This window comes from Desulfomarina sp. (assembly GCF_054039375.1).
In genome coordinates, this window is record NZ_JBPLBA010000070.1 from 1 (window position 1) to 14186 (window position 14186).

General features: G+C 49.0%; 9 protein-coding genes. 3 read left to right on the forward strand and 6 right to left on the reverse strand.

Features of this window, described 5'->3' with window-relative positions:
- Positions 1–1163 (forward strand): Gldg family protein (locus ACXLDX_RS03955; protein WP_457575893.1); only part of this gene is annotated, 1163 nt, incomplete at its 5' end.
- Between the two features lie 2 nt (positions 1164–1165).
- Complete coding sequence (locus tag ACXLDX_RS03960; RefSeq protein ID WP_457575894.1) at positions 1166–2170, forward strand: DUF4340 domain-containing protein; 1005 nt, start codon at positions 1166–1168, stop codon at positions 2168–2170.
- A gap of 217 nt (positions 2171–2387) precedes the next feature.
- Here ACXLDX_RS03960 and ACXLDX_RS03965 read toward each other — a convergent pair whose 3' ends face one another.
- From ACXLDX_RS03965 to ACXLDX_RS03990, 6 genes are all read right to left on the reverse strand, one after another.
- The gene (locus ACXLDX_RS03965) at positions 2388–3707 is read right to left on the reverse strand and encodes a DcaP family trimeric outer membrane transporter (RefSeq protein ID WP_457575895.1); all 1320 of its coding nucleotides are present in this window, start codon (positions 3705–3707) and stop codon (positions 2388–2390) included.
- Between the two features lie 209 nt (positions 3708–3916).
- Entirely contained in the window at positions 3917–6460 is a 2544-nt protein-coding gene (locus ACXLDX_RS03970) for an ABC transporter ATP-binding protein (RefSeq protein ID WP_457575896.1), read from the reverse strand.
- Between the two features lie 627 nt (positions 6461–7087).
- On the reverse strand, positions 7088–8053 hold the full coding sequence (locus ACXLDX_RS03975; protein WP_457575897.1) for an ABC transporter permease: 966 nt from the start codon (positions 8051–8053) through the stop codon (positions 7088–7090).
- Positions 8053–9111, reverse strand: a complete 1059-nt coding sequence (locus tag ACXLDX_RS03980; RefSeq protein WP_457575898.1) for an ABC transporter permease — start codon at positions 9109–9111, stop codon at positions 8053–8055. The genes ACXLDX_RS03975 and ACXLDX_RS03980 overlap by 1 nt, the downstream gene beginning before the upstream one ends.
- Complete coding sequence (locus ACXLDX_RS03985; RefSeq protein WP_457575899.1) at positions 9108–10577, reverse strand: ABC transporter ATP-binding protein; 1470 nt, start codon at positions 10575–10577, stop codon at positions 9108–9110. Before ACXLDX_RS03985 ends, ACXLDX_RS03980 begins: the two co-directional genes overlap by 4 nt.
- Before the next feature lie 125 nt (positions 10578–10702).
- Positions 10703–11881: a BMP family lipoprotein gene (locus ACXLDX_RS03990; RefSeq protein WP_457575900.1), complete on the reverse strand. Its 1179-nt coding sequence runs from the start codon at positions 11879–11881 to the stop codon at positions 10703–10705.
- 711 nt (positions 11882–12592) lie between these two features.
- Here ACXLDX_RS03990 and serB point away from each other — a divergent pair.
- Positions 12593–13825 carry a phosphoserine phosphatase SerB gene (serB, locus tag ACXLDX_RS03995; protein ID WP_457575901.1) on the forward strand — a complete coding sequence of 411 codons (1233 nt, stop codon included), beginning with the start codon at positions 12593–12595 and terminating at the stop codon, positions 13823–13825.
- Positions 13826–14186 lie beyond the last annotated feature (361 nt).

Genomic DNA, 14186 nt, shown 5'->3' on the forward strand with positions numbered 1-14186 from the left:
CCCCCCCGGAGCAGAAAAGGCAGTTCCGGCAGTTGCGCCGGTATCTCGGGGAGGATTTTAACGTGATTGAGACTGATCTGAAAAAGGGCATGGTTCCTGAGAATGCTGATATCCTCCTGCTGCTGGCTCCGGAATCCCTCAACGATAAACAGCTCTTTGGTGTGGACCAGTTTCTGATGCAGGGCGGCACCGTTATCATGGCCACCTCTTCCTCTGATATCGAAATGAACGGTGCATTGAAGGTCAGGAAGGTTAACAGTGGTCTGGAGAAATGGCTTGAACATAACGGAATCACGGTTGAAAAGGAGCTGGTTTTCGATCCGCAGAACACACCGTTTCCTGTGCCCAGGAAGCGCAATCTCGGCGGTTTCGTTGTTCAGGAAACACAGCTTGTCAATTACCCGCTCTTTGTTGATATCCGCCCCGACGGTATGAAAGATGACAGCGGCCTGCTTGCCGGTATACGGCAGTTGACGATGTCCTGGGCATCTCCTGTCATTGTTGACAGGGAGAAAAACGGCCGGCGAAAGGTGAGCGAACTGCTGTTCAGTTCTCCTGACAGCTGGCGCTCAGATAACCTCAACATCCAGCCCGATTTTGATCAATATGGTGAGATGGGTTTTCGGGTCGGTGAACATCGCGGACGGACTCCTCTGGCGGTCATGGTGGAGGGAGGTTTCACCTCCTGGTTCAAGGATAAACCATCCCCGCTGGCAGCATTGAAAAAAGAAAAAAAGAGTGAAGAAAAACAGGAAAAGAAAACAAAGGACAAAAAAGATGAGCCGGTTGTAATCAACAGGGTCATTGACCATTCTCCCGACTCTTCCCGTCTTTTTGTCTTTGGCTCAAATACCTTTCTGTCCGATATTGCCATGGGGTTGAGCTCCAGTGTCAACGGAACAAGCTACGAGGCCCCCCTTCAGCTGGTTGCCAACTGCATAGACTGGTCTCTTGAGGATCGGGAACTGCTCTCCATGCGCAGTCACACCAGGTTTTCCCGGATACTGCTTCCGCTGCAGACGGGTGAGAGAAGGGTGATTGAATATCTTAACTACGGACTGGCCCTGGCTGGGCTGGTTCTGATCTGGGTCGTGGGCCTGGTGCTTCGCCGGCGCACACGGCTTCGTTTTCAGGCCATACTTGATGATTCCGGGAGGGTGTAGGTATGAAACGTTTACTACCACTGCTGACTGCGATTCTCGTGGTGCAGGTTGTGTTGGTCATTTTCAGTTATTCAGGTGGCGGGGAGAATACAGGTGTCGGAGAACCTCTTGTTTCTCTCAACGCAGCAACTGTTGATCATATTACCATTATGGACGGCGATAAAAAACAGGTTACCCTGGAAAAAAGAAAGGGAAGCTGGATTCTACCTGATCATTTTGAAGTGGCCGCTGACGGTTCAAGGATCAGTGGATTGCTTGAGAAAATTGCTACAATCAAGGCGGGCTGGCCTGTCGCCACAACCGCTTCCGCCGCTCTGCGGTTTCATGTGGCGGATGAGCAGTTCAAGGTTAAACTGGTGTTGCAGGAAAATGGGAAAGAAACCATCATTTTTCTTGGTGATTCCGCAGGGGCAAGGTCCGCCTATCTTCGCCTGGATGGCAGCAGTGATATTTTTCGTGGCAGTCTGGCCGCCTATGATTTTCCGGTTGACCCGGATAAATGGCTCGAACCTTCTCTGTTGAAACTGGATTCAAAAGAGATCGTCGAGCTGCAGATAAACCGGCGTGACCGGATTCCATTGTCCGGTCTCAACAAAGAGAAAAGGCCGGCCACGGAGAAAAGACCTTCAGCCAGGGAGTTCCAGGTAAAAAACCTGACCCTGGTCAGGGAAAAAGATGATTTCCTCCTGAAAGATGGCGGGGAAGGTAAAACAAAAAAATCTGTGGCGGCAAATCTTGTGACTACCCTTGCCGACCTGAAGGTGGACGGTGTTCTTGGCAGGAAGAAGGATTCTTCCTGGCAGCTTGACCAGCCTGTGCTTCTGGTTACCGTGAAAATGAAGGACGGTTCCACACTGGAATATCGTTTTGCCGAAGACAAAAAGGAGGAAAACAACTATATACTGAAATATTCCGGGCGAAACGAGTATTTCAAGGTTGCCCTGTGGCGGATCAACAGTCTGATGGATACAACGCGTGATGATCTGCTGGAAAAGGAAAAAGAGTAGGCTTTGAAAAAACCTGGAGAGATATTTTCTCCGGGTTTTTCAGAATAACAGGAGAGGGATAAATTGATTGAGGTAATAACTGCTATTGCTAAACATTCAGCCGTAAAGTCGCAGTGCAGGAGGTAGTTTCGCCGCAGTCGGACTTTCATTTGGTCTTGCACCCACAGGGTATGAGTAGCTGAACCAAACAGTTCGGCCAGTCCGGTTCAAGGTCATCCTAAAAAAGATATTGGAAACCGAATTGGAGCCTGTTCATATCTCCATCTTCTCCATTTTCCACTTCTCTCATGGCCCAGATATATTCCAGACCAAGATTGATACGCTTGATCGGGCTCCAGAACAGGTTCGCGTGGACCGACTGGTAGCTTTTGTCGACGGTGTCAGCCACATATTTCAGGTCGTTGTCCCGTTCTGCGTAAGAATAGATCAGGGTTGAACGGAGGCTGTCTGTCCAGAAGTGCTGATAGGCTACAAGACCACCGAACTGGACATTCGTCTCAATTTTCCTGGTGACCGGATTAATAAAGGCATCGGCAAATTCAGCTTCCATATAACGTCCGAGCGCATTACCGTAATTGAACTGAAAACGGAATTTATCCTTGTTGAATGTGGGAATAACTGCGGTAAAACTGGCAGCCCCGCCAAAGGTGTCATCGTCATAGAGACCGTTATCAATTATGAGCTGACGCCCCATTGCCGCCAGAGAGAAATGACCGAAACCGGTATCCACATTGGCCCTGACAATGATATCCGGAATATATTCTCCATCACTGCCGGTGGGAGCACTGCCATCCTTTGAGGTGAATGTGCTTTCCGGGTTTTCCAGGGCAAACTGCAGGGAACCGAAACCCATGGGCTGGGTCCAGCGGATCAGGGGCTGACGGATGAAAAGACTTCCTGCAGGTCCTCCGAAATCAACGGTTTCCGCATAGGAAGCCAGGTCAATAAAAGTACTCCACTCCTGGCCGACCAGGAGGTTGCCGAGTTCACCGTATGCCCGTCTCAGTCTCAGTCCGTAGGAATTGGAATACGTTTCCGTACCGCCGGCACCAAAAAGGTCACCCTCTATTTTGGTTTTGAACATTCCGTAATCGGTGGGAGTACTGGTGGCGATACCGAGCCTGGTCTGGCGCGCATGCATGAAAAAAGAATTGTCTGGTAACGCATCCTGCTGGGAGTCGAGAGGAACGGCTCCGGGAGAATAAGCATATTTCCCGCCGCCGTCCGTGTCGGTGTATATGGCATCAAGCTTCGCATAACCATATATTTTCACCTGGGTGTTTTTGGGAAGTATGAGTGAACTCCCGTTTTCACTGGCCTGGGGAGCTGCTTTCTCTCTTTCCTGTTGAGCTTTTTCCATGGCAGCAACTTTTTCCTGAAGCAATTCCATGTTGGCCTTCATTTGCTGAATGGTTGCTTTCAGTTCATCCAGTGTTTCGGTTTTCGCGTTCTGTGGAATGAATAACAGACCGCTGAAAAGGAACAGCAGAATGAAGACGAATCGATCAGCCCTTTTCTTCCACATTGTCGATAGCATTTTTTTCTCCTTGCAGAAAAAAGATTGAATTTTTGAACAACTTCTCCTGTTATGCACATCCATGTGCTTCTCCCTTCAGTATATCACTTTATGTGTATATGTTAATTATTAATTGTGTATATGCAAATAAAAAATAAAGAAGATGCTTAAATAGCTGGGAAGAGCCGGGGTTGTCAGGGAAAAAGGAGATTGGCAGGTGGATATCAGGTTCAGGCGTGATTGAGATGGTAGAGTTCGTAAAAGACACCGCGGTGTTCAATAAGAGAATCGAAATCCCCGTCTTCTACTATTGTGCCGTTGTCCATCACGAGAATCCGGTCATACGATGGAGTCAGGTCGAGCCTGTGGATGACCGCGATAATGGTTTTCTTTGATCTGAAAGATGATGTGAGGTATTCCTGAATGAGGGCCTGTGAGGTGTTGTCCAGGCTGGCGGTTGCCTCATCCATGATGATGATTGGAGTGTTTTTCAGCAGGGCCCGGGCAATGGCCACTTTCTGTTTCTGTCCACCGGAAAGATGGCTGCCCTGGCTGCCCACAAAGAAATCGAGACCGATATCGATTATCTCCTCCAGGAGCCCATACCGTCGAAAGGTATCCCAGGCAAGGTCGCGCAGGTGCATGATATCGTCGTTGGTCTTTTTGGTGGATCCAAGGAGAATATTGGTGCGGATATTTCGGTTGTACAGGTAAGCGGCATGGCAGTAGGTACTGAAATCTCTCAGTTCTCCATCATGGGTGATCTGGTCTCCGTCCAGCTCACAGCGGGAGGTGTCGATATGCTGTATTTCAGAGAGGAAATAGAAGCGGGCCTTGAGGATTTTCTGCCGTAATTCCCGGCTCAGGGCTATCAGGTCGTGTCTGGCCGGAATATAACGCAGGGAGATTTTCATCAGCCTGTTTTTTTCAGGAGCAGTCAGCTTCACTCCACTGTCCAGGCGCCTGATGATATCTTCATATTGACGAAGTTCATCCTGTTTTATGGGGTTACGTTGAAAAAAGAATTCATCAATATCAGTTTCCTTGATCATTTCCAGGGTTACCCGGACCAGGGCGGCACCGAGTCGGAGAAGGTCTTCCTCAAGATCCATTTCCCGGACAAGTACTCTGAATTCCGGGCTCTCAGGCAGATTTTCCGTGCTGTACCTGCCGCTCATGGATTCACCGAAAATAAGATTGTCCCGCAGTGTGGCAAATTCCAGAAATCGATTGCGATCGTAAAATTCCACAACTTCCTGGAAATCCTGTTTCAGTTTGTCCCGGATAATGGTGCGCATTTTCAGGAAATGATTTTTCAGTTTATGGGCCTTTCCCGGGGGAAGAATCGAGTTCATGCCGAACCAGAGAACGTCCCTTTCCAGGCCGATTTCATGGAGGATTGTCCGGATACGGGCCCGGATTTCAGGAGAAAGAGACTCATGCAGGTCAGTTTTCCCAAGACCATAGAGGATATTTTCCCCAATAGTTCCTGAAAAGATGAATGGATGCTGGGGGACCATGGCAATGTTTTCACTGATGAAATCACTGCTGCAACTGCTCAGGTCGCGACCGTTGATCCGGACTGTTCCCTCTGTGGGACAGTGGAGTCCTGCCAGCACCAGGGCGAGGGTTGATTTGCCGCATCCGGAAGGACCTATAAGGGCAATGTGTTCTCCCTTTTTAATTGTGATATCTATATCATGAAGGAGAGTTATATTGCCTGGAAGGGTATAAGACACACGGTTTGTTTCTATGCAGGCAGCGTTGGCAGAAGTTTCTGGATCCGCTGATGGTGCGGGCAGTGCAGGTCTGTAATCGAACAGGTTTGTAATCTGCTGGTAGCGGATTATGGCATTCTGATAAGACTGATAAAAGAGGCGCAGTTCCTGCCAGGGATCGTACAGTTTTTCGTGGGCGGACAGAAAGGCGACGAGTGCGCCCAGGTCAAATTCACCTCGGATTGTCAGGACTCCCCCGACAAGAAAGAGGAGAAAGGGACCAATGGCCTGGAACAGGTTACCGGAAAACTTGATGCCGAATTTATAAAGATGAAGCTTGATTGAAATTCTGTAAAGTTTGTCTATTAACCGGGTAAGGCGGTTCTTTTCATGGTCATAGGCATTGTAGGACTGGATTTCGATGATGCCGTTTATGGCCTCATTGACTGTGTCGCTCATGGCGCGAACTGTTTTTATCCTTTTCCTGTTCCAGTTGTTAAACCGCTTCTGCAGCAGAGGAATAACTATAAGTTCCACAGGGTAGATGGCTATTGTCAGTAAAGTCAACAGTCGATTCAGGGAAAACATATATCCCAGAACCACGATATAGGTGAGAATGGATGTCAGAGGCACAGCGAGAGCCTCTCCAAGAAACAGTCCGATGGCATTGAGTTCTGCCGTCATGGCGGAAATGGCTGAACCGGGTCGGAGAGTGCGGTAGAGCCTGAGGGGCAGGTGAAGGATATGGAGATAGAGTTCGGTACGCAGTTTGATAAGAATTCTCTGGCCGATTATCACCTGCACCATGTTGATGGCGTATTTGCTCAGACCGGCCAGAAGGATTGCTCCCATGTAGAGGCCGCAATAGAGAAAGAGAGCGTGGAGATCGCCGTAGCTGATGGCCTCGTTGACTATGCGTTTCTGCATTTCCAGGGGGAAAACCCTGAAAAAGAGGCTGACCAGGATCAGGATGAGCAGCAGAAGCTGCAGACCATAACAATTGTTAAGGATCCAGTAATAGAGCGGTCTTTTTGTTATGGGAATATCTTTTTTCACGATTCCTCACTGCTCCTTCCACCGTTTTTCTCTTGTGTGAATCCGGCATTATTGAGAAATGTCAATTCAATTTTACTCCAGGGTATCTTGAATCAGTAAAAAATCCAAATCCTTCATTGTCCGGGTTATATCCATAAACGTAATTCCTCACAGGGGTAACAACTCTATGATTCTATAACCTCTGACCTAAATCCTGCAATTGGTAAGTTCGGAGTCTTCGCTTACCTGCCGAAGATGCGAGGTTCAATGGCGCTGACGTATTGGCATACTTCAAGCCATTGAAAACGAAGCAGGTAAGCGAGCCTGCGAGACTCCGGGTTCGGTAAAATTGCCAATCCCGCGGGGCAAAGAAAATGAAAAAATTTACATTCACTCAAAAAGTGAATGGCCAAATTCGTTAAATATATCATAACACATTGAAATCAAACCATAATTATATTTTTCATTTTCTGAAGTGCAGGATTTAGGTCTGAGCAATTCCCCATGAACTCTTTCAGCTACTATAAGGGCTCTTTTGTTTATTGCAAATGCACAAAAAATAAATCCGATTCCCTGTGAGGAGTTACGCTTTATCAGACTGAGTCGTGTACGAAATCAGAAAATTGAACAGGCTGCAGGGCAGTTACATCAGGACTGTCTGTAGTTTCTGCCCAGCCATCTTGGTGGAGTTCCCCCGAGAAATCCCATGATTCGACTTAAGGGGTTTTTATGTCCTTTTCTCTGCCCGGTGCCGAGATGGATCAGGACCAGGGTAAAAATCATCAGCGGAAAGGGTGCCACCTGGAATACCTGGGGAGGGACGGCTGTAAAAATGTCCTGGAAGGTGATCCCGAGTATCTGCAGGAGACCGAAAAGATAAGCACCTATGGCAACCCGGAACGGGTTCCAGCTGCCGAAAATAACGAGTGCCAGTGCGATCCAGCCGATTCCCTCACATCCCTGGGGGTGTCCCCATCCAGGTTTTACGGCCAGGGAAAAGGCTCCTCCGGCCAGGCCGACGATGCTGGAACCGATGATAGTGTAGTTTGTCTGTACCCGCAGGGGATTAATACCCCGGGCCCAGCATCCTTCGGGATTTTCTCCCACACTTCGCAGTATGAGTCCCTGTCTTGTATGGTAAAGAAAATAATAACAGGTCGGGATGGCAAGCAGGCTGAGGTAGACTATGGGGGAGTGAGAAAAAAAGGCCTTGCCGAAAAAGGGAAGTTCCGACAGGCCGGGGATGGGGAGGCTGTCGAGTTGAACTCCCTGCTGTCTGGAGTAGGGATTTCCGAGAAAATAGGCCAGGTCTCTGCAAAGAAAGGTGAGAGCAAAACCAACGGCAACCTGGGACTGACCGAGTCTGACGCTGATGGTGGCAAGAATGGCGCCGGAGACAGCGCCCGTGCAGGCAGCAGCCAGAAAACCAAGAAAAATCGAGCCACTCCAGCTGCCGATAACAAAGCCGGCCATGGCGCTGAGCAGGATGGTGCCGTCCAGGGAGAGATTGACTACACCGGCTTTTTCCGTCAGAGTTTCTCCCAGTGCTGCCAGGACAAGAGGAGCAGCCATGATAATCAAAGAAGCGGTAAGTGATGCCAATGAGAGTTCCATTATTGCTCTTTCCCCCGCTGCCTGATCCCGTACACCAGGAGCGCGCTGAGAACGCACGCTCCCTGTATTACACCGGACAGGGATGAATCGATCTGCAGGACGATGGGAAGCTGGATGGAGCCCGCTGCCAGCGCCGCAAAAAACAGGCAGATTGGCGCAACCGGCAGGGTCCTGTAATTGGCCAGCATGACAACAAGAAGAGCAAGATAGCCGTAACCGCTGGATATTGAAGGGATGAGCCGATGGTAGACGGAGAGAACCTGAACAGATCCGGCAAGGCCGGCAAGGCCACCACCGATGGACATGGCGGAAAGTCCGGTCAGTTCGGGGCGAATACCGAATAATTTTGCGCCGTTCGGGTTGATACCAGCTGCCTTGACACGCAGGCCGAAGCGCGTTGCCCCGAGAAGAAAGGCGGTGAGCAGAAAGGCAAGCAGGCCGAGTACGAGGGCCGCAGGCGGGACCCGCCAGCCCTGGGGAAGATACATCCAGAGCTCCCTGGGAAAGAGATCAGTACCACTCATTGAAGCCATTCCCGCCCGTTTCCACGGGCCCAGGATAAGCCAGAGAATACCTCCCTGGGCCACGAAATTGAGACCAAGGCCCCCAAAAATTTCATTTACTCCACCTCTGTTTTTCAGGATTCCGGCAAAGGCTCCCCAGAGACCACCTGCTAGAAATCCGGCAATGAGAGCTAAGGTGATCACGGCAGCCGGAGGGATGGATAGCGGTTGTCTCAGGATCAGTGTTGAACCGATAGCTCCGAGAATGACCTGCCCCTCAATCCCGATATTCCAGAGTCCCGCCCTGAAGGTGAAAAGCAGACCGCAGGAACAGAGAAGAAGGGGGATCCAGACGGAGAGCACGTGGCTGAACCGCAGCCAGGAACTGAGTGTTCCCCTGGCAAGGGTGATGAAGATGGTCCCGGGGGAAATACCCAGCAGTACAAGCATGAGACTTACCGCTCCCAGGGCAAGAGCGGTGATGGTAAGAAACCAGCCGGTTCTTCTGATCTTCTGAGCTGACAACGTGCTCAATGAAATTGACGCGATGTTCATGAGAAATTCGGCTTAAGTCGTAGTGGTTTTTGGCCGGTAATGGCCCTTGAAATCTCGTTGTAGCCTGTCTGATCAACCGGACTGTCCAGGATAATTGAGCCGTTATAAAAAACAAGAACCCTGGTGGCCTGCTCCATGATCTCCTCAAGTTCAGGGGAAGCAAAGATTATGGTAGTGTCCGATGGGAGATGGCTGTGCAGATATTGCCAGGTCCATTCAGCAGACTGTACATCCAGTCCTCTTGTGGGGTTTTCCATGAGAACCAGACGGACATTTTCGGGAATGAGTGAGAGGAGCAGCCGCTGCAGGTTCCCTCCAGAGAGGTTTTCAACGACCGTGTCAGGCCTGCCTTTGATATTATAGGTTTCAATGGCTTTCACGGTGTTGGCAAGCCCGCTTTCTCCGGTAATGATCCTCTCTTTTATGCCAGCAAGGACATGGTGTTCGCGAATACTCATTCCGGGAAACAGCCCTTCCACCAACCTGTCGGCGGGAAGAAAGGTAGCAAGGCCATAATCTTTCCTGTCGGGAAGAGTGGCTTTTTCCCCGAAACGGTTAATGATACCGATTTCAGGAGAAAGCAGACCGAAGGAGGCTTTGAGAAAAGCGGATTGGCCGCTGCCGTCCACCCCGGCAAGACCGACTACTTCTCCCGCCTGAATTGACAGGGTGATGCTCTGCAGCCCCGAGCGACCTGCCGTGGAAGTGACGTCTTTAAAATCGAGAACTGTCCTTCCTTTTTTCCGCTCTGTTCTTGAATTAAATTTTCCCGGTAGGGAGTCGAACATGGCCTGGAGCAGTTTTTCCCGGTCAAAGGGGTGTTGCTGCTGTCCAGCCAACCTGCCGTGGCGGAGTACCGTGACCTCATCGCAGAGTTGTTCGATTTCATCAAGTTTATGGGAAACGAGGAGGATCGCCAGTCCGTCTTTCCTGAGGGTACGCAGGGCCTGAAAAAGAACTTCCTGCTGTTTTTGTGAAATTCCGCTGGTGGGTTCGTCCAGAATCAGCAGGTTCGCCTTGTCCCGGATGAGCCGCAAAAGTTCAAGCTGTTGCCGTTCTCCCACCGTAAGTTCTTCCAGCTTTGAAGAAGGTGGGAGGGAGAATCCGAATGTTTTACAGAGTTCCCTGAGGATGTGGCGGGCCTCCTGAGGATCAAACCCGTCACTGCCCATCATGAAATTGTCGAGAACTGAGAGCTGTTGAAAATCAAGTGGCTCCTGGTAAAGCATCCCGAAACCCAACTCCCGGGCATCCCTGGGAGTACGGAGTTCTACTGCATCCCCGTTATGGATTATTTCCCCGCTGCTTCTGGTGTAGAAACCGGTGAGAATCTTCATCAGGGTTGATTTTCCTGCCCCGTTTTCACCGATGATACCATGGATTGAGCCGCTCCTGATCTCTAAAGAGACATCGTCCAGAGCACGTACCCCGCCGAAGTATTTACTGATTTTTTTAAGCTCGATCATTAAAAAAACCGCTCCCGTTCATTGAAAAAGAAACGGGAGCGGAGCCTGTCTGATGGTAACTCCTCACGGGAGTAGCAATTACGTTTGATGAATTTACCCTTAAGACAACTTCAGTGAACCTCGGTTTATCTGGAGGCCCCCTCCATACCCTTCAGTAACTGGGGCAGGTTCCAGATCTGGTCGTCGGTGGCCTGTTCTCCCGCTTTCAGAAAGGTGGTGCCGTCCTGGTATGCGAGTGGTCCGGTAAAGAGATTGAGCTTACCACTGCCCAATGCTTTCTGAAAATCGGCCAGGGCCGTTTTCGTTTCAACGGACATGGCCTTACCGGTCATAAAACCCACGGGGGAGGTGTCCGGGTTGTTGATAGCCTTCCAGTCCGGAGCAAGCCAGAGAAACTGCTGCTGCCACTTGCCACTCATTGCCTTGCCGATCATGTCGGAATAGCCGGGGATCCAGTTGAAATAGGGGACACCGAGACAGGCTTCAGGTGCAGAAGCACAGGCACCTTTGTAATCATAAGGGATGGCCCAGACTGTTTTGCCCTCCTTTCTTTTCTGTCCTGCCACGACCAGGGCCTCGGTTGTGTCAATACCGGAGAGAACCACGTCATAGCCGGAATCAATAAAATTATTGGTGACCAGAGTAGGGTCGGAGGTGACACCGGGAATATTGAACCAGAAGCCGATCCAGGAAACCTTGAATTTGAGGTCTGATGCCTTTTTCTTTCGCACCTGGGTCCAGGCATAGCGGGCTCCGAGGTAGGCTGCAGCGGTCAGGCGCCTTGTTTCCGCATTGATAAGGGGACCAAGATAGCCGATTTTCCCGGTTTGTGAAGTCATGGCCGCCACGAATCCTGCCATCATTTTTCCGTAGGTCATCCGTCCCATCAGGTTGCTGAGGTTGGGGGTCGCCTTGCCCGTCAGCACATCATCACCGGAGACATGGATGAAGTTGATTTCCGGGTGCATGATTGCCGCTTCACGCATGCCGTCTTTCATGTCGTCGGAATTGCCTATGATCAGTTTTGCTCCCTTGGAAACAAGATCGTCAACCAGCATGGGGATAGTAATGCCGGGACGGTCAACGGGATTGACCTTGTCGATATAAATCATCCTGGCGTTCGGCAGCTTTTTTTCCAGTTCCCTGCCGGCCTCGAAATGGGCCTGGCTCCAGCCGTGATCATTGGCAGGACCGACCAGCAGAAGACCGAAGGGATAGGACTGGGAGGCAAATCCACTGGTGAGGGGTAACAGCAGGAAACAGACAATTGCCAGTGCCTGTGACAGGATGGTGACACGCTTCATGTTTTGCTCCTTTTTTTAATGGAAGAAAATAAATCTTGATCTGAATCAGTAACTAGTTGCGATTATTAAATTAATATGTTGTAAATGCCGCTAAAATATTTAACATGGCCGGTGCGGAAAATCACCTGCGAACGTTCACGGATTCAGGTCTGAAAGACAAACAGGACGACTTGAAAATTATCCGAAACTGAATCATAAACAAAAAATAACGACAGATAAATTTTTTTTTGATATCTGGCGGATATTTTCTTTGCTGATTATCCATGAAATTAAGCCGAATTGGAAATACACCTGATATAACAGGAACATCCCCAGTCTCATAACTTGCAGGTTGAGTTTTGTGCATAATTATTATTTTTTTATACAGCCATAATTCTGCCCTGCAGAAAATGAGAAAATATTATTTATTTTTGAATCAGTATGTTAAGGGTACCTTGAAAAAATAGAAATTTTGTTCGAGTTTAAGGAACAGAGGGATCACTGGATTGATTATTCAGGAGCTTATCAGAGAATGGGCTTTTCCCCCGGGGTTATGTTATTGTGAAAGAATAATTCTTGTAATATCATATGGATAAACAGATTGTTTTTCCGCAATGGTAGGGTTCGGGACAAAATGGTTAAGCAATTACACTTCAGAGCTTATAAAATCACAGAGTTGCTACTCCTGTGACCAATTACAAATACCTTTTGGGTTGTTACGGAAAAAGCATAATGAGCGAAATTGTACTGATAAATATCACGGGCAGGGACAGGAAGGGACTGGATGCAAAATTCACAACCATTCTGGCAGAATATGATGTCAGTGTTCTTGATATCGGCCAGGCGGTTATCCATGAACATATCTCTTTGGGTATTCTGGTGGAAATCCCGGTAAAGGAAAATTTTGCAGCTCTATACAAAGATATTCTCTATGCGGGCCATAAAATGGATCTCTCCATTGATATCAAACCGGTGGAGGGGGACGAGTATGAAAAATGGGTTGAGGAGCGCGGCAAGGAGAGGCGGATCATTACCCTGCTTGGAAAAAAACTGACGGCAAAGCAGATTGCCGGAGTGGCTACCGTTATTTATGAAAATAATCTTAATATTGACTCCATAACCCGGCTTTCAGGCAGGATTTCCCTGGTCAGACCCCAGAACAAGCTTCGGGCCAGCATTCAAATGGCTGTTAGCGGAAAACCTAATAATATTAAAGAGATGCGTGCTAGGTTTATGCAGATATCCCAGGATCATGGTATCGATATTTCTTTTCATATGGAAAATATTTACAGTGGCAATCGACGGCTTGTCGTTTTTGACATGGACTCAACACTGATCCAGGCCGAGGTTATTGATGAGCTGGCAATTCTCGCAGGAGTGGGGGACGAAGTAACAGCGATCACCGAATCCGCCATGCAGGGGGAGATCGATTTCCAGGAAAGTTTCAGAAAACGTGTTGCCCTGCTCAAGGGGCTCAAGGAATCTGAACTGGAGGGACTGGCCGCGGACCTGCCGCTTTCAGAAGGTGCTGAACTGGTCTGCAGAACCTTAAAAGGGCTTGGGTATAAACTCGCTATACTTTCCGGTGGTTTTACTTTTGTCGGCGAATACTTAAAGGAAAAACTGGGTTTTGACTATCTTTATGCCAATGAGCTTGATGTCTGTGATGGTGAGGTTACGGGTAAGGTTCAAGGAGAAATTATAGACGGTCGGAAAAAGGCGCTGTTGCTCAAGGAAATCGCTGAGCGGGAAAATATTACTCTGGAGCAGACAATTGCCGTGGGTGATGGGGCGAATGACCTGCCCATGATCAGCAGTGCCGGGCTGGGAGTGGCTTTTCATGCCAAGCCCATTGTCAGGGAGCGGGCCGGAAATGCCATTTCGACGGTGGGGCTTGATGGACTTCTTTACCTGCTTGGCGTACATGAAAGGGAAATTGACCCGGATGCTGCACAGTATTTGTAAAATGAATATAACGTAATTACTCACAGGTGCCTCACTTTTCACGGGCTCTTTTGCCCGTATAGGCGGGCTATAGTGAAAAAAGAACCTGCAAAAATCTATGGCACCTCTGGACTGTTACCGCATATGAATTACAATCTGGTTATTAGCGTGCCATATTGGAAAGAGCTGATTCGATTAAAGAACATCTTGATATTTTTTAAAAAAAATATTTGAAAAAAAATTCTCGAACACATACACTTTTTATTGAAAGAAAAGTATTCCTTATTCTTGACCCGATCGGTTGGGTAAGTTTCTGGTAATTGGTTGTGGTCTTTCTTGATTGCATTGTTCCGTCTGGGATAATTCAGGGGAGAACGAGGGA